The sequence below is a fragment of the Acinetobacter sp. CE-15 genome (assembly GCF_051059255.1).
Taxonomy (GTDB): Bacteria; Pseudomonadota; Gammaproteobacteria; order Pseudomonadales; family Moraxellaceae; genus Acinetobacter; species Acinetobacter guillouiae.
Genome location: NZ_CP192737.1, coordinates 4,407,145 through 4,422,654 on the forward strand (window position 1 = coordinate 4,407,145; position 15,510 = coordinate 4,422,654).

General features: G+C 36.0%; 18 protein-coding genes and 1 tRNA gene. 10 read left to right on the top strand and 9 right to left on the bottom strand.

Annotated features, from left to right (window positions below; translation table 11 throughout):
• Positions 1 to 108 precede the first annotated feature (108 nt).
• On the bottom strand, positions 109 to 495 hold the full coding sequence (locus ACQ7EO_RS20300; RefSeq protein ID WP_434278563.1) for a DNA cytosine methyltransferase: 387 nt from the start codon (positions 493 to 495) through the stop codon (positions 109 to 111).
• 760 nt (positions 496 to 1,255) lie between these two features.
• Here ACQ7EO_RS20300 and ACQ7EO_RS20305 point away from each other — a divergent pair.
• From ACQ7EO_RS20305 to ACQ7EO_RS20315, 3 genes are all read left to right on the top strand, one after another.
• The gene (locus ACQ7EO_RS20305; RefSeq protein WP_434278565.1) at positions 1,256 to 1,672 is read left to right on the top strand and encodes a hypothetical protein; all 417 of its coding nucleotides are present in this window, start codon (positions 1,256 to 1,258) and stop codon (positions 1,670 to 1,672) included.
• A gap of 49 nt (positions 1,673 to 1,721) precedes the next feature.
• On the top strand, positions 1,722 to 2,285 hold the full coding sequence (locus tag ACQ7EO_RS20310; protein ID WP_434278567.1) for a hypothetical protein: 564 nt from the start codon (positions 1,722 to 1,724) through the stop codon (positions 2,283 to 2,285).
• Positions 2,286 to 2,836: 551 nt separating this feature from the next.
• A complete protein-coding gene (locus ACQ7EO_RS20315) occupies positions 2,837 to 3,079 on the top strand; it encodes a hypothetical protein (protein WP_419303674.1) in 243 nt (80 codons plus the stop codon).
• 52 nt (positions 3,080 to 3,131) lie between these two features.
• Here ACQ7EO_RS20315 and ACQ7EO_RS20320 read toward each other — a convergent pair whose 3' ends face one another.
• Positions 3,132 to 3,419, bottom strand: a complete 288-nt coding sequence (locus ACQ7EO_RS20320) for a hypothetical protein (RefSeq protein ID WP_434278569.1) — start codon at positions 3,417 to 3,419, stop codon at positions 3,132 to 3,134.
• 113 nt (positions 3,420 to 3,532) lie between these two features.
• Between ACQ7EO_RS20320 and ACQ7EO_RS20325 the strand changes: the two genes are divergently transcribed.
• Positions 3,533 to 3,712, top strand: a complete 180-nt coding sequence (locus ACQ7EO_RS20325) for a DUF2158 domain-containing protein (protein WP_419303672.1) — start codon at positions 3,533 to 3,535, stop codon at positions 3,710 to 3,712.
• Between the two features lie 229 nt (positions 3,713 to 3,941).
• On the opposite strand, the gene ACQ7EO_RS20330 is transcribed toward ACQ7EO_RS20325, so the two are convergent.
• Positions 3,942 to 4,775, bottom strand: a complete 834-nt coding sequence (locus tag ACQ7EO_RS20330; protein ID WP_434278571.1) for a hypothetical protein — start codon at positions 4,773 to 4,775, stop codon at positions 3,942 to 3,944.
• Between the two features lie 363 nt (positions 4,776 to 5,138).
• Here ACQ7EO_RS20330 and ACQ7EO_RS20335 point away from each other — a divergent pair, with 363 nt between their 5' ends.
• Positions 5,139 to 5,870, top strand: coding sequence for a hypothetical protein (locus ACQ7EO_RS20335; RefSeq protein ID WP_434278573.1), 732 nt, complete (start codon positions 5,139 to 5,141; stop codon positions 5,868 to 5,870).
• 116 nt (positions 5,871 to 5,986) lie between these two features.
• Here the strand turns inward: ACQ7EO_RS20335 and ACQ7EO_RS20340 are convergent, their stop codons facing one another.
• Both ACQ7EO_RS20340 and ACQ7EO_RS20345 read right to left on the bottom strand, forming a co-directional pair.
• The gene (locus tag ACQ7EO_RS20340; protein WP_434278574.1) at positions 5,987 to 6,988 is read right to left on the bottom strand and encodes a Fic family protein; all 1,002 of its coding nucleotides are present in this window, start codon (positions 6,986 to 6,988) and stop codon (positions 5,987 to 5,989) included.
• Positions 6,989 to 7,135: 147 nt separating this feature from the next.
• A complete protein-coding gene (locus ACQ7EO_RS20345) occupies positions 7,136 to 7,456 on the bottom strand; it encodes a hypothetical protein (protein WP_419335695.1) in 321 nt (106 codons plus the stop codon).
• 282 nt (positions 7,457 to 7,738) lie between these two features.
• Between ACQ7EO_RS20345 and ACQ7EO_RS20350 the strand changes: the two genes are divergently transcribed.
• Both ACQ7EO_RS20350 and ACQ7EO_RS20355 read left to right on the top strand, forming a co-directional pair.
• Positions 7,739 to 7,966: a hypothetical protein gene (locus ACQ7EO_RS20350; protein ID WP_004718547.1), complete on the top strand. Its 228-nt coding sequence runs from the start codon at positions 7,739 to 7,741 to the stop codon at positions 7,964 to 7,966.
• A 346-nt stretch (positions 7,967 to 8,312) separates the two neighbouring features.
• Positions 8,313 to 8,388: transfer RNA gene (locus ACQ7EO_RS20355), tRNA-Thr, on the top strand.
• 103 nt (positions 8,389 to 8,491) lie between these two features.
• On the opposite strand, the gene ACQ7EO_RS20360 is transcribed toward ACQ7EO_RS20355, so the two are convergent.
• The 3 genes from ACQ7EO_RS20360 to ACQ7EO_RS20370 form a co-directional block, all read right to left on the bottom strand.
• Positions 8,492 to 9,310: an SAM-dependent methyltransferase gene (locus tag ACQ7EO_RS20360; protein WP_434278577.1), complete on the bottom strand. Its 819-nt coding sequence runs from the start codon at positions 9,308 to 9,310 to the stop codon at positions 8,492 to 8,494.
• A gap of 60 nt (positions 9,311 to 9,370) precedes the next feature.
• Positions 9,371 to 10,669 carry an FAD-dependent oxidoreductase gene (locus tag ACQ7EO_RS20365; RefSeq protein WP_034611315.1) on the bottom strand — a complete coding sequence of 433 codons (1,299 nt, stop codon included), beginning with the start codon at positions 10,667 to 10,669 and terminating at the stop codon, positions 9,371 to 9,373.
• Positions 10,670 to 11,473: 804 nt separating this feature from the next.
• Complete coding sequence (locus tag ACQ7EO_RS20370) at positions 11,474 to 12,349, bottom strand: pirin family protein (protein WP_004718553.1); 876 nt, start codon at positions 12,347 to 12,349, stop codon at positions 11,474 to 11,476.
• 277 nt (positions 12,350 to 12,626) lie between these two features.
• Here ACQ7EO_RS20370 and ycaC point away from each other — a divergent pair, with 277 nt between their 5' ends.
• Both ycaC and ACQ7EO_RS20380 read left to right on the top strand, forming a co-directional pair.
• Positions 12,627 to 13,253, top strand: a complete 627-nt coding sequence (ycaC, locus tag ACQ7EO_RS20375) for an isochorismate family cysteine hydrolase YcaC (RefSeq protein ID WP_004818434.1) — start codon at positions 12,627 to 12,629, stop codon at positions 13,251 to 13,253.
• Between the two features lie 131 nt (positions 13,254 to 13,384).
• Positions 13,385 to 14,308, top strand: a complete 924-nt coding sequence (locus ACQ7EO_RS20380; RefSeq protein ID WP_434278580.1) for a LysR substrate-binding domain-containing protein — start codon at positions 13,385 to 13,387, stop codon at positions 14,306 to 14,308.
• A gap of 67 nt (positions 14,309 to 14,375) precedes the next feature.
• Here ACQ7EO_RS20380 and ahpC read toward each other — a convergent pair whose 3' ends face one another.
• Positions 14,376 to 14,939 (bottom strand): alkyl hydroperoxide reductase subunit C, encoded by a 564-nt coding sequence (gene ahpC / locus ACQ7EO_RS20385; RefSeq protein ID WP_004718560.1) that lies wholly within the window; start codon positions 14,937 to 14,939, stop codon positions 14,376 to 14,378.
• 220 nt (positions 14,940 to 15,159) lie between these two features.
• Between ahpC and ACQ7EO_RS20390 the strand changes: the two genes are divergently transcribed.
• Positions 15,160 to 15,495: a hypothetical protein gene (locus ACQ7EO_RS20390; protein WP_105713880.1), complete on the top strand. Its 336-nt coding sequence runs from the start codon at positions 15,160 to 15,162 to the stop codon at positions 15,493 to 15,495.
• Positions 15,496 to 15,510 lie beyond the last annotated feature (15 nt).

The following is a 15,510-nucleotide window of genomic DNA, read 5'->3' on the forward strand; positions in this document are numbered from 1 at the left end:
TTATTTATAAAATATTAAGTTTTATTGATTCTCTGTTATTTTTCTATATTTTAAAAGATCAAAAATCATCTATATAAATTTTAACGACAAACTATGTCGCAAAAATTATTAATTATCGATCGAGAACCCATAATACCTCTCTAAAAGCCCCTTTATTACAAACCCCAAGGCTTGCCCCAATAAAGGAGGTACAGCATTCCCGACCTGTGTATATTGCGGTACTTCAAATTGTCTCATTTGACCACCTGTCGTAACCTTAGATCGAAAGACAAATTGATCCGGAAAAGATTGAATACGTGCCATTTCACGAACTGTTAAAGTCCTCAATTCGTCATGGTGATAGTGACAAGCATCATCAGGAATAGACAATGCTGCTGGTGCAGGTTGGTCTGCAAGTAAAGCTTTCTGAGTTTGCTTTTTCGTTTGATGATCGTTGAAATAAGATATAAGTTCATCAATCGAAGAAAATCTTGCATATTTATTAAGATCAATCACCTAATTATAGCTTCTTAGCAGTAGTAATAGAAACAAGGGGAATTTTCTCTTTTAATAAATCTAAAGCTTCTTTTTTGCAGAGTTATCTAACAATAATAGGATCATAGCACTTTGAATCAATATTGATCACTTCATCCCCCCAACCAAACCCAAACAAAACCCTCTTCAACACAAGCAATTGACTAAAAGTGCCTGCACTATTATCCTTTCTCTACTGGCCGACATTGCCAGTCGGTTTTAGCAGACCGTAGATCCAGCACGATATATAAAGTGATTTTTGTATGTCGTGGAACCCTCGTGTTCCCCCCTTTGCGGTAGAACGGGAGGGGGACGCCTTGTGCGTGCTGGTTCCTTGGATCCCGGTCTGCTAACCCCCTTTCGTTCTGCCTCCATTATTTAGCAGTAATTTGGTAGAGCTTCTTATAATTCCAAGGAGTCAACCATGACTATTTCTTTATTTTCAAAATTTCACTTTATTCCTATTTTATCTTATCAATCTAAGCTGAATTGTATTTCTACCTTACTTCGGCAAAGAGGACTTTTGCACGTCTGATTTTAATCATTGGTGTATAGATCTCGCTGGTACTTACAGTCATTGGCTTTTTTGTTGATGTTGCTGTTTTAGTTATTGGTTAAACTGTCTGGACGAAATAAACCGCCTCCGCAGTAAATCATTTCTACGCCCTTTGAAATCAGACATCGATGTTTAATTAATCCAATTAAAAATATATCTAACAACAAGAATCAGGATTTTATTTTTATGAATAGCCAAATCAAAATATTCTTACAATACAGTGCCGTTATTGCCTATTTTTCAATAACCTCACTTTGTCATGCGGATATGAATCAAGTGATAGCACTGATCAATAACCCATCCGCTGCTCCCGTGATTAGACGTTGTGAAGGCAATATCAATTGCAATGCGTTTGTTGCGATAAGCAAGCAATGGCAACTCATCCCTAAAAATGATCGATTACGTTATTTTATTTATAGCGGTGATCTAAACGCCCTTATTCGAGAAGGTAAAGAATTAAAGGAACAGAAGTTAATTGACATTGATAACTTCGCTTATCAGATCTTTGATTATCGTGCGGAGAATTTTAATGATCGATGGTTGTATATCAAAGGTTTAGCTGTCCTTAAGTATGTTCAACGTACTCAGTTTAACCAGCTGTGATTGATAAATCTGTCTATATTCCATGCTCAAATTACAAGGAAATCTAGTCATGAAAAAATTAATCATCACGCTCACGGTTGTATCAACTTTAACAGCATGTTTTCAGATACCTGAGTCGTATTCGCCTGATCTTACAAACGAAGAAGCTCACGCTCAATCTCAAGTTGGCTCTTATCAAGAAATGCAAGAGAAAGAAGCTGAGGTTGCTGCAATTGCTCATGATCGCTATGACCCTGACAGTATTTATAAGGGAGCTGAGAATGTTGTTATTCCACCACCTCAACTCAAGCGTAAATTGTTAACAAGTGAAGTACTAGAGGTTAAGTTCCGCCCTATCGACACTTCTCCAAACTTTAACGTCATCAGACAAACTGTTTATGATGTTACGCGTTTAAAAGTCATCTCTGAAATTGAAGATGTACTTGATAAAGTTGAAGTAGATAATCCGAACTGTAAGCTCATTGGTGTAGAGCCGTTTACCGTCAAATTTCCTAAAGAGACCTATTATGGGGATGTGTTTAATCTTGTTTTAAAAGGCTGCTCTGCTCAGGAAATCAAGGAGGTTTATCTTTATACCACACATGGAAAATTAACTTACCGTGCCATTGTTTAAGAATAATTTCTTTAAAACAATGACAGGTAAATAAACCCTTTTCTCTGTTTCAGCTCAATGCCTCATATTGAATCAGCGCAAATATTCATCACTAAGCTGAGTTGGAACAGAGCAATGAATGACCAACCGACCATCATTGCAGACGTGTATCAAACAAGGCAACTCTACTGTAATTACCGCCTTGTAATGAGCAAACACCATCAGCATAAATATCTCTAGCAATACTTTTCGTACATTTTTATTTGTACGTCATTCATTTTTCTAAATCCTTATAGAAATAGCTAAGATCATTTTGCATAGTAAATAGCATTTTATAAAATTTGCACGTTTTTGCATTAATATAAATATGCATATATAAAGTATATGTATATATCTTGTATTATTGAGTTAAATAAGGTATTGGTAAATAAAGAATTAGAACCTATTCGAGACAACGAATTAGTTCATAAAATATTAGATCAGACAATTGAATTTATCGAAATTTCAACATCAGGTGAAATAATAGTTCTGAATAAAATGTAATTTATGTAATCAATTTTGAGGATAAGATCATGAAAATTAAAAATATTATATTCATCATACTGGTTGCTTCAACAACCTCTGCACTGGCTAATCAATCTAATCAGAAAATAGATTTTGAGAGGATCACTACAAAGCAACTTACTGATCTTAATGAAAAATGTTTGAATAATGATTATAAAGGAGATGATTGTAAACAGTTAAAACAGTATCAAAAAGAACAAAGAGAGAAAGGCCAAAAGGCTGCTGAACAGCTTATTAAACATTCACATTAAGTTCCAAATTTAAGACTAGAGTCCACTATTATACCATGGGCTCTTTGTTACGTTATTTGGGTGGAGTCCAGCCATTATGTTCTGCTAAAATTTGCCACTCAGGTTTCTTTTTTCCAATCATATAATTACAATATTGAATTAAATTTTGAGCAATTTGATTATTCCAACGCTCCAAAGATAGAGGTGTAGATTTGCTACTATACGGATTTTTATGTCTTTCTTGCAGATCATAAGCAATATATCTGATCATTGTCGTTATAACCTTATCGTCAGAAACTATCTTAATTTTTCCAAGAGCAATCATATGTGACGAAATGGTTCTATATTCTGACATTGACACGATAGTTCGCTCATAAATGCTTAGTGACTTACTCATAATAAATTTGCACGCTTGAAATATAGAAAATAACCAATATCTATATATTACATTAATTAACCAAAGGAAAAGATGATATGTCTAATCTTAAAGAAGGCGATATTGTAGAATTAAAATCAGGTAGTCCTTATATGACTATTGTTGAACTACATAGTAATGGAAGTACTGCTGTTGTAAGTTGGTTTTGTTACGATGATCATGATATCAAAACAAAAGTTATTGAACTAATAGCTTTAACTAAAAACTCTAATTCTTAAAGTCTACTGTCATTCTGAAGTCACATAACTTCAAATTACGTTAAATAGAATATCCAAGACTTATGTTGACACGGTAGTCCTAGATTTAAGACTAGAGTCCACCATTATAGCGTGGACTCTTTTTTTGATGTGTTATACAGGCTGATCTTCTTCCGTAGCTTGAAGAATTTCTTGCATTTTTTCAGCCGCAGCATATGCAACTTTAATTTCTTCTCTCAAAAGATATGAGTTACTGTTCAATCACCAATACAAAATTTGGTAAAACTACTCCTTTGTTGGTCTTTAGCACACCTACACATAAATTTTCAGGCGCTGAGATAAAAGTGATACCCGAGAAATCACCAGTTGATTTACATCTTTTCTGATCTGCTTCACTGGACGCCTCAAGATTTAATTGATGCTGTATATCTAAGACAAGAACCTGTGCTAATGCGTCAAAAGCTTTATTTGCTTGCGTAAAAAAGACAGTATTATTATTTGCATCCCATTCAGTTAATGGTGCTTTTTTCTGGCTGATATAATTGTATAAACGCTTTGCAGACTTTTTATTGTCAGCAGCATTTTTAAATTCAGCTTTTAGTCCAAATACTGCCTTGACATCAGGTTTTTCTTTAAAAGAAAGCCGTGCAAATGGAACAATTTTAACATCAGAAGCCTGATTTGAAGTCAGTAGTTTAAGAGAAGTATCTGCTTGATTCTCCTGTAAAGCCGAGCTAATTTTTTTATTCACGATCTCATCAAATTTAATGGCCTGCTTTAAATTGCTGTTAGAGATAGCTGCGCCATTATTTCGTTTATCAATCGCTGTGGCAACGCCAACACCAATCAGTCCAAATGCATTTGCCCCAGGTTTGGAAAGTGCATTGCTTGCATCCCCGACAGTAATTTGACTTCCTTCAATAAAATGATCACCGCCACCAGATTCCGTCATCGCTGAAATTTGCTCAGATGATACTGAAATTGTCGTGTTGCTGCCTTTTGCAGGGTATTGAATGGATTTTGTTGTTGTACACCCAGTTGCAATCATCGCAATGACGATTAAGCTTAAGAAAGACTTATTCATATAAAAAACCGACCTGAAGAATGGTTGATATATTAAAAGCATGCACAATTTTCGATATTGTTAAGTAATAATAAATAATTATTATGATAAATGATACTGAGAATTATTCATTTCGCTCAGATAAAAAGCGAATAAACTTCCTTCTTTTGATCGAACGCCAAAAGAAACCATTTAATTTTTTACTTTTTCATAACACAAGTTGCAAAACTGTATTTTTTTATAAAAATTCCCCATACTTTATTAAGACTATTGGGACCAGCTCAATGTTTAGCTAATTTATCCGACATTAGATATCAATACAGTAATTTTGGATATCCTATATTTCTGATAAGATCAAAATTTAATAACCAGAAAATAATAATTATGGGCTATAGATCTGCAGGAATGATATTTCCATTTAAAGGTAAGTCTGAAGAATTAATAGACTTAATTAACAATTGGAGTGAAAAAGAATTTGAGATTTTAGAACCTAACTTGAAAGCAAATGAAACCATTGAGTTAGAGTTTATTCAAGATAGTTTAGTCATTCTTCATAACTCCAGTTTTTTCTACTCCGCTTTTGAGAATAAAGAGTTATGGCAAGAGAGACTCAAGAATGCTTCATTCAATGAATGGGTAATATTTTTTGAATGCGTAGATAGCTCCGATGCAGCCAGTTACTTAATATTTAAAAACAATATAGAAGTCAGAAGAGTTTCTGAAGTAGGGGATCAAGATTTTTATCAAGAAGGTCAACCCCAAGACTTTGAAAAAGAATGGCTTAATGCATCAATAGGCTATGAGCACAGCTATCAGGATGGTGATGAATGGAAAGAAGAGATTATAACCGATCCTAATTTTTCCATGGATGAGGTTGAAGAATGGGAGGATTATTTTAAATTTTATTATATTGATTCAATCGAAAACTCTACTAACCATTTATCTAGACTATTGTTAAGCGATTTATCAAATGAATATTTAGCCTTTGATTTTATCCATGAATTTTATGAGGTTGAAAATAGAATTAGATTAGGGCATGGAATAATTACTGACAATACTGATATGTCAAAGATACATAAAAAGAGCTTTTTGCAAAAAATCTTATTTTGGAAGTAACCATATTCTCAAAATAGTCGTTATACGAAATCAAAAAAGTCCATATCTGAGAAGCTAAAAATGGAATAGATCCTCAAATCATTACATCGATTGTCTTTGAAGAAAAACTTTTCATTTCACTTCAATCTATATCGTTGTTTAGGGCTTTTCGGCTTATCTGGAATGGTACGTTCAATAAGGTTTGCGTCTAACGCAGGATTAAGATAATTCTTTTGGAATGTTGCACGATGGGATAAATCTAATAACTGCATCAATTCAGTCAAGCTATATTCTTTTTCCTGCATAACTGAAATTAAACGCTGAACTTGGTCGCTTACTTGTACGTCAACTTGAGCGCTAACATGATCGCTATCTTGAGCGGTGTTATTTGAGTCCAATATCGCATCCAAAATCATCTGCAAAATAAACTCTATAAATGCTGCAGAATCAGTACGGTCTGTGCTGGCTTGTAAAGCCTCATAGTAGGCCTTTTGATTTTGATAAATCAGACTCTCAACAGGAATATTTGCAAAAATAGTATTCCATCGGCTAAGTATCAATGTTTGCCAAAGTCTCCCCATACGTCCATTCCCATCAGCAAATGGATGTATAAACTCAAACTCATAATGAAATACCGAACTCTGAATGAGTGGGTGTTCTTGGCTATCTTTAAGCCATTCCAGTAAATCAGCCATTAAACGAGGAACCTGATTCGCTGGCGGAGCCATATGCACCACTTGATCACCAGACATGACACCTACATTGGCATGACGGTATTGTCCAACGTCATCAATCAAGCCTGCCATTAAAATTTGGTGTGCTTGTAATAAATCTACTTCTTGGCTGGGTTGCCATTTTTGAAATGCGTCATAAGCTTTTATGGCATTACGTACTTCTTGAACTTCTTTAGGCGGTGCAATTACAGCTTTACCATTCAAAATCGCAGTAATCTGTTCTGTGCTGAGGGTATTTCCTTCAATTGCAAGCGAACCTTGAATTGTTCGGATACGATTGGCTTTTCTCAGTTTTAAGTTGTGTTGGACTTCCTCTAAAGCACTCAAACGCCCTATATTCTCACTGATCTGCGCAATCAGATGAATGATTTTTGATGTGATGGTATAAGGCGGTTGATATTTCATGCCATTCCTAAACAGAAGTAAATACAAAGCACAGTTGATTAAACGCTAAAAGTTTTGTCTTTTATAGGCTATTGAATGCTTTCAGAAATGGCACCCGCTATTTACCCATAATACTCTAGCCGAATAGCCGAAATAAAAAACAATCCTTTATCTCGTCTCAGTTGGCATTACAACATCCGCAGACTGACACACCTCTTGCCACTTAATTTTAAAATCATCAATGGCTTTTTGTCGGGTTAAAGGTATCTGATAAATCGGTACACCCTTTGCATCGTCAATCATACCTTTTAACAATACCTGTTCTTTTGCAGACAATGCTTCAGGATTAAAATCAACATCATCTAGCGACAAACCGTTTTGACGTAACTGCATTAACATTTCGGAGGTCTGTTCAAGTAACTGACATTCTTTAGGAGCTTCAGCATGTGCGACAGAAACCAATAATAATAAAATACTGAATCGTTTCATTCTCAATTGTTCTAGTTTTTACTCAACTTAGTTATACGATATTTGAGCTATTTTTTGAAGCAAATAGATACATATCCACTCAACTAAAAAGACAATTGACTATTTCAATTCAAACTTTCTTGAATTAGTATCAAGTGAAAAGAACTTCTAGCACGATTCAAAGGAGGTGAAATACAAAATAAAAATCATATAGATGTAACGTTCTCTTAAGATAATCATGATGCGGTACTTATTAGCGATTCAAACAAGTTAAAAGCATAAAACTGCTATTCGGGAGTGACAATGAATAACAGCGCCAATTATGTAAGACAAGTCAAAAATGCTAAACGTGGTGGATACACCCCAACTATTGCCAAAGATGTAAATAAGCATAAAATTCAGAAAGCTATCCAATTGATTGAGCAATGGAGAAAACTCGCAAACGAATTGAAACCCCAAATGCAAATAGATATGGCAATCACCCTAGAAGAATGCGCACAAGATCTGGATCATATTTTAAGGAGAAAATAAGTCTATATTTCAAAACTGATAAAGATTTATTGATTTAACCCTAAATACTCAAGGCTTACCCCTCCGTAAGCCTTTTTAGTCGGAAGATTAAAGCGATTATTAATCGTTTCTCTAGTTGTCATTACTCTAATTGCCGTTACTCTAGTTATCATTGCTATTTGATCTACCTACAAGTTAAAAGCGATAAAATCCTTTGCTCTCTAAAAAATCTAAGCATTCATAGCACACGACATTATCAGCTTCTGACCAATACCCGATCGCTAAGACTATAAATATTAAAGATTATTCAATTGTTTATTTTTTGGCTTGCAATCTTATAAATATTCTGTAAAATTCTCGCCACGTTGCCGGCATAGCTCAGTTGGTAGAGCAACTGACTTGTAATCAGTAGGTCCACAGTTCGAATCCGTGTGCCGGCACCATTTTTACTTAGCCTCGCTTTTTTAGTGAGGCTTTGTTGTTTTTGGCTTAGGCATTTTACTTATAATTTTTTGATCTGCTTGATCTCATCACAAATAATAAAAATTATGTTTTGACCGCGTTGAGCTGTATATATCGAACGATTCCCTCTTCAAATAGCCTTTGACAAAGTTTTGCGGTCATTTGTATTTTGAGCTGATCTAGCCCTCCACGCTCTGTTTTCGCTCTTGTCGCAATATATTGACTAAAGCCAGCCAATACTGCTGTAGAGAGATCTTCTAGCGCGATTTGCTCAAGACCATGCTGTTGCAGTGCATGATTGATTTGGGCCGTAGTCATCAGTGATTTTAAATCGACATCAGCGGCTTTAAGTAGCCATTTGTATTTCATTTTTTGTTTTGAATTTAAAACTGTGTCTGAAAGCATTAACGTATGAAAACCCAAACGGCCTTTTGAATTTAAAATTGGAACGACTGAATTTAAAAATAAATTTAAATCGCTGTGGTAAGCCGCATCAATACACAACACCACATCAAAAGGTTGCGTAAATAAAAGCGCATTTAAATTTAAAAAAGATTGGCAGTGAATCGCCTTAATTTGCGGGAGTTGTTTTTGAATTTTATCGACACACTGTTGTTGTAACTCAACCGCTTCTAAGTCTTGAATTTGGTAGTGTTCTAACCAGTATTTTAAACTGGCACCTTGACCACAGCCTAGGTCTAGTACCCGATCATGTTGATTAAGCTGTACCGCTTGTGCAAGTCGTTCAGCAAGTTGCTGACAGGCTTGAGGGTAAGAGGATGTAGCCTTATCCCAATACCCTAAGTTGGTCCAAGCACACTCAGCATTATCTCCTAACATTTTTGCATCGATTGCATATTTATGTTTTGGAAGTTTTTGCTGAATCGCTTGAAGCCATTTCATTTTAAATCATTCACTTATTCAGTTATGAATTCATTAAGTTTCATATGAATTCACAGGGCTTTAATAGCCAAGTTGCGGAGCCACCTCAACTTTAGGTTTTAATCCTACAAATGGCAATGGTGCACCAAAAATTTCTGCGATATGCATTGCAGAAGTTACCGCAGATTCAAGAATTGGCAGACCGTCACATGACCATGAACCGCAATAGAATACTTTACGGTTGGCGACTTTATGGCGCGCTTGCAACTCAATATTCAATGCTACTGTTTCAGAATCCACCACAGCACGCGTTAAAGTCACTGTAGAAATGACTTTTTTCGGATCGATGCTGGTCACGGGACGCCATGTTTGGAACACTGGAGATTTACCCACCAGACTTGGTTCAATCGAGTTCAGCCAAACTGTGAATTGTTGTTTGGTAAATTTACGATCCATCATATAGCTTAACACAGCCCAATCTTTACGATTTGGCGGCATCACAGATGCATCGGTATGCATAACCAATTCGCCTTGCTCAAACTTAAATTTTTGCAATAAAGCGATATCATCAGCAAATTGTTGTTTATTTAAAAAGTTTTCTAATTTATTGGTCGGTGTTGCAACCACCACACGGTCAAATTGAAATTGCTCACCTTGTGCATTTTCAACCAGAACAGCATTACCCTGTTCCTCAACTTTGGTGATTTCAGAACCGCTATGAATATCAATACCTTCAATCAATTTATCGACAAAAGCAGGCGTTCCACCATGTAAACGCAATAAAGCATCGCCATCAGTTAATTGTTTTAAGAAGATTAAGAGCGGTTTTGCAGGCCATTCACCAATGGTTTTAGGGTCACAGGTGCAAATGGTATAAAGCACTGGCATTACTGCACCGTGCCAAAATACCTCTTCAATGTCATTGTGATTGATAAAATCAGCAAGGGTAATGTCTTGATTTTTAGATTTAAAAAATTGAGAAATGGCGGTTTTAAGCTGCAACATCCCTTTGACTAAACGCCAACCATACTGCTTAATCCCTTTACGGTTATTGATAATGGGGAAATTACCAATACGGGTACGTGATGTGGTCAACCAAGTTTCTGTTTTATCTTCAAATAACCAACTGCATGCCATAAAGGTACGCACTGGAAAGGTTTTTATGCCGAGGTGTGTTGCAAGGCTCAGTGTATTTTTCCATAAATGCTGATTCATCACGCGCAAAGGTGCATCAATTAGACCACCTTCAAACTCAATGCTGTGACTATCCATACCACGACCAGGTAATGCTTCGAAGATGGTAATGTTATGACCTGCATCTTTAAGAATTCTTGCGGTGGCCAGGCCAGCCATACCACTACCAATCACTGCAATATCCAAAGTTATTATCCGTGCGTAACCATTTTTTTTATTATGAGCTATAGCCGATTAAATCGCGGTATTAAAAAGTTCCAGTTTTAACTTTTTTTGTTGGAAATTTTTTAGGAAAAATCTCCCTTCCTCGGTATTTATTTAATTTTAGTGGTTTTAGACCAAGCTCCTGTGCGACACCCTACTTATACTTGATTGATATTTATATATATAAAAAAATACTGTTAAAAACATACAGATAATTTAACTATTTATTAAAAAAACATTTACAAATGCCAATTTATTAATTATTATTTACAGCATAAAAACGATAAATAATTCACATTTACAATAAAAACAAATAATTATGACAACACACACAATAAAAGAAACTACAGCATAAAAAGGATCTCTATAGTGTGGAATAGAGATCCTTTTTTTTACTTTGAATTTGCTTTTTAAGCAGATCAATTGCACCACTTGTAAAATGACGGCATACAAAAAATACTGAAACAACGGATATAAATTAACCAAATGAAATATATTGTGCTTTACTTCACATTTTTAATTAATTATGATGCGCGAATAACAAAACAACCCAATCAAAACAAGACATAATCATCTAAAGAAAAAAACTACAGCGTAAGAGAGCTTCTGTTCAATAAGAGCAAAGCTCTTTTCTTTTTTTAAATTTCTGACCTTTTGGTGCTAAAAATTTTAAATATAAAAAAAGCGGATTTTACAATCCGCTTTTTGACTTCTCTCAATATTTCACATGCCTAAGTGTGTAGGCTAAGGTCTCCGTTATACACAAATACCTTTCATCAACATTAACTAAGCTTCTGCTACAATTTCACCAAATTTGCCATTGTTGAAATCGTTAAACGCTTGCACGATTTCTTCTTTGCTATTCATCACAAATGGACCATAGCCTTGGATTGGCTCATTCAGTGGTTTACCTGTAAGGACCAAAAACTTAGCATCTTGCACCGCTTCAAGTTGAATTGCTGCATCGCCATCTTTTTCAAACATGACAATCGAGCTATCAAGTACCTTTTGTGTACCATTGAGTAGCATTTCACCTTCGAGTACAACCACCAAAGTATTGTGGTCAACTGGCACATGAATAATTTGCTCATGACCTGCTTTAAGCTGACCATCCCAAACATTGACTGGGCTAAAGGTTGAAGCAGCGCCTTGTTGTTCAGCATATTTCCCTGCAACCACACGTAAGTGGCCTGCATCATCATCAAAATGAATCACAGGAATATCTTGCGCAGAAATTGCTTGATACTTAGGTTGGGTCATTTTATCTGCCGCAGGTAAATTCACCCATAGCTGAACCATTTCAAAGATTCCACCTTTTTCAGTGAATTCATGTGAATGGAATTCTTCATGAACCAAGCCTGCGCCCGCAGTCATCCATTGCACATCACCTGTTTTAATGGTTCCACCGCCACCATGGGAGTCTTTATGAGTAACTTCACCTTGATAGGCGAGTGTCACTGTTTCAAAGCCACGATGTGGATGTGAACCTACACCGTGCTGTTCATGGCTAGGTGCAAAGGTATAAGGCGCTGCATAATCCAATAATAAAAAAGGACTAATCGCTTGACCTAAACGATCATAAGAAAACAAGTTTTTTACAGGAAAGCCATCACCGACCCAATGCATATTTTGATTGCGGTATACACCAATAATTCTTTTCATCTCAATACTCCTATCTCTAGGCTTTAATATGAATCCATTTTAGGTTTTTTAAAGTGATCAATACAGCAATCTACCAATACGCTGAATCCCAAATATAGGATATTCAATAGCGACGGCACAGCGTAGTTTTTAATCAATCATCTTATTTATGAGATTATTAATCTCAGTTTATAGGCTTAATTATCATGATTAAGCCACGTAACATGAAATCCATGCAAAATAATTTGTTTTGTATTTAAGCACAATTTAAATTTTAGTGACTTCAAGGATATAAAAAATGGGAAAACCTTACGTTCGTTTAAACAAAGATGATGCTGCGGTATTGTTAGTCGATCATCAAACTGGATTACTTTCTTTAGTCCGCGACATTGACCCAGATAAGTTTAAAAACAATGTTCTGGCACTGGCTGCGGCGGCTCAATATTTTAACCTTCCCACCATTCTGACCACCAGTTTTGAAGATGGTCCCAATGGCCCACTGGTACCCGAGTTAAAAGCGCTTTTTCCAGATGCGCCTTATATCGCTCGCCCTGGTCAAATCAACGCTTGGGACAATGAAGACTTTGTCAAAGCGGTAAAAGCAACAGGGAAAAAACAACTGATTATTGCGGGTGTTGTCACCGAGGTTTGTGTTGCCTTTCCTGCACTTTCTGCCCTTGAAGAAGACTTTGAGGTCTTTGTGATCACTGATGCTTCAGGAACATTTAACCCGCTGACACGTGACTCAGCGTGGGACCGTATGAGCAATGCAGGTGCACAATTAATGACTTGGTTTGGTGCCTCATGTGAGCTACATCGCGATTGGCGTAATGATATTGAAGGTTTAGGTACGCTATTTGGTAACCATATCCCTGACTATCGTAATCTGATCAACAGCTACACACAAAACACTTCTCAAAAATAAGACAATCGTTGTCGCGAGGAATGTAAGTCTTTGCATTCCTCGCTTTTGTTTGTGCATTTTATTTGTACAAATTTTAAAATATTTTCCTATTAATGATACTATTTTATCATCAACACACCTGAGATGAAGCTGTGCACTCTTTTGATGACTACTATTATTTCTATCTGGTGGTAAAACATGGTGGATTTAGTGCTGCGAGTGAAGCCAGTAATATCACCAAGTCTAAACTGAGCCGACGTATTCTGGATTTAGAAGCCAAATTTAATGTGACTCTGATTCAACGCTCGACACGGCATTTTAAAGTCACACCACTAGGACAAGAATTCTTTGAGGAATGTGCAAAGATTATTGAACAGGCAGATAATGCTCAGAATGTCTTATTAAAACAAGAAATTGAATTACAGGGACTAATTAAAATTAGTTGCCCACCGGTGATGATGGAACATCAAATTCGACCGATTCTAAATCAGTTTTTAAAAAAATATCCCAAAGTTCGGGTTGAATTAGCACTCACCAGTCGACGTATCGATGTGCTGCATGATGATATTGATTTGGCCATTCGTACTAACTTTTCAAGCAATGAAGACTCCAGCATTATCGTTAGAGATGTGATTAAAACCACGCACTGTTTAGTGATTAGTCCTGAACTTTTAGGCGATCGTGAAATTCAACATGTCACAGAACTTTGTGAATTTCCAACCATTGTATTAGGTACAGATAAACAGCACTATCATTGGCATTTACATCATATTCAGCAACGAGAAGAAATCGATATTCCGTTACAGCCTCGGGTCAAAAGTAATGACTTAATGGGTGCGTATTATGCAGTACTCGATGGCTTAGGCATTGCTGATCTTCCCTATTTAACGGTAGAACGAGACATTACTTCAGGGCGTTTAATCCATCTGTTACCAGAGTGGTGTTCCAATATTGGTGTTGTACAGTTGGTTTATGCATCACGCAAAGGTCAACGCTTAGTCATGGAAAAATTGATTGAAGATTTAGTCGATGGTATTCGCGCCTACGCACCTAAACACGATGGTTATATTTTATAAAGCCAAGCGAACAATAAAAAAACCAGAAGTTTAACTTCTGGTTTTCAATTTTAATCCTATGCAATGATTAGATTTTACCGATCAGATCAATTGAAGGTGCAAGTGTTGCATCACCTTCTTTCCATTTTGCTGGACATACTTCGCCTGGGTGTGCATGTACATATTGTGCTGCTTTCACTTTACGCAGTAATTCTTGTGCATCACGTCCAATGCCACCGGCATTGATTTCAATAATTTGAATTTTACCTTCAGGATCAATTACGAAAGTGCCACGATCTGCAAGGCCTTCAGCTTCAATCAACACTTCAAAGTTTTTTGCCAAAGCCCATGTTGGATCACCCACCATTGGATATTGGATCTTTTTGATTTCATCTGAGTTGTCATGCCATGCTTTATGGGTAAAGTGTGTATCAGTAGAAACTGAGTAAATTTCTACACCCATTTTTTGGAATTCAGCATAGTTATCTGCTAGATCGCCTAACTCTGTTGGGCAGACAAAAGTAAAGTCAGCAGGATAGAAAAATACCACAGACCATTTACCCAAGAAGTCTTTTTCAGACACTTCGATAAATTCACCGTTTTTATATGCAGTTGCGTTAAATGCTTTAACTTCAGTATTGATCAAACTCATTTGGTCTTCCTTCAATAGGTTTCAGGGATTGCTTATCTGTGAAATCACTATACGAAAAATTATTAAATCGGTAAAACTGGAGTTTTTAATAAAAATAATCGGTTTTATAGATTTATTTTTCCAATCTGTTGGCTTGGTTTAATCGAAAATATTATTTCAAACTTTGCTTGACCTTTCACCGTTTACTCTATAGATTTTCTTTTTGAGTGGACTTTAAAAAATGACGTTCTCAATTCTTTTGGAGCAATTCCAAAACCTTCCTTTTGGTACAGACGCTTTTAAACAACTGAAAATAAACTGTGAATCTCAAATTGCTCATTCTGAGGCTGATTTTGAGAAAACGGCAATTTTTATGATTTATGGTTTTGCCAAAAACTATGTTTTACTCTATGAAGATCAAGCCATTACTGCTGAATTTGCGGCAAAAGCAAAAAACCAATTGCTAGGCTATATGCAGCAACTGGACACAGCAATTCAAACTCAAGATCGTGCGACCATTCTGAATCACTTAGATCAAGTCACAACGCACTATATGCAAAGCTCACGAATTTTTTAATCATAGCATCCATGA

Bases quoted from the DNA above. Each gene is read 5' to 3' on its own strand.
- ACQ7EO_RS20305 (WP_434278565.1), top strand. From the start codon at position 1,256: ATGAATAGCCAAATCAAAATATTCTTACAATACAGTGCCGTTATTGCC.
- ACQ7EO_RS20310 (WP_434278567.1), top strand. From the start codon at position 1,722: ATGAAAAAATTAATCATCACGCTCACGGTTGTATCAACTTTAACAGCA.
- ACQ7EO_RS20315 (WP_419303674.1), top strand. From the start codon at position 2,837: ATGAAAATTAAAAATATTATATTCATCATACTGGTTGCTTCAACAACC.
- ACQ7EO_RS20325 (WP_419303672.1), top strand. From the start codon at position 3,533: ATGTCTAATCTTAAAGAAGGCGATATTGTAGAATTAAAATCAGGTAGT.
- ACQ7EO_RS20330 (WP_434278571.1), bottom strand. From the start codon at position 4,775: ATGAATAAGTCTTTCTTAAGCTTAATCGTCATTGCGATGATTGCAACT.
- ACQ7EO_RS20335 (WP_434278573.1), top strand. From the start codon at position 5,139: ATGGGCTATAGATCTGCAGGAATGATATTTCCATTTAAAGGTAAGTCT.
- ACQ7EO_RS20340 (WP_434278574.1), bottom strand. From the start codon at position 6,988: ATGAAATATCAACCGCCTTATACCATCACATCAAAAATCATTCATCTG.
- ACQ7EO_RS20345 (WP_419335695.1), bottom strand. From the start codon at position 7,456: ATGAAACGATTCAGTATTTTATTATTATTGGTTTCTGTCGCACATGCT.
- ACQ7EO_RS20350 (WP_004718547.1), top strand. From the start codon at position 7,739: ATGAATAACAGCGCCAATTATGTAAGACAAGTCAAAAATGCTAAACGT.
- ACQ7EO_RS20360 (WP_434278577.1), bottom strand. From the start codon at position 9,310: ATGAAATGGCTTCAAGCGATTCAGCAAAAACTTCCAAAACATAAATAT.
- ACQ7EO_RS20370 (WP_004718553.1), bottom strand. From the start codon at position 12,349: ATGAAAAGAATTATTGGTGTATACCGCAATCAAAATATGCATTGGGTC.
- ycaC (WP_004818434.1), top strand. From the start codon at position 12,627: ATGGGAAAACCTTACGTTCGTTTAAACAAAGATGATGCTGCGGTATTG.
- ahpC (WP_004718560.1), bottom strand. From the start codon at position 14,939: ATGAGTTTGATCAATACTGAAGTTAAAGCATTTAACGCAACTGCATAT.
- ACQ7EO_RS20390 (WP_105713880.1), top strand. From the start codon at position 15,160: ATGACGTTCTCAATTCTTTTGGAGCAATTCCAAAACCTTCCTTTTGGT.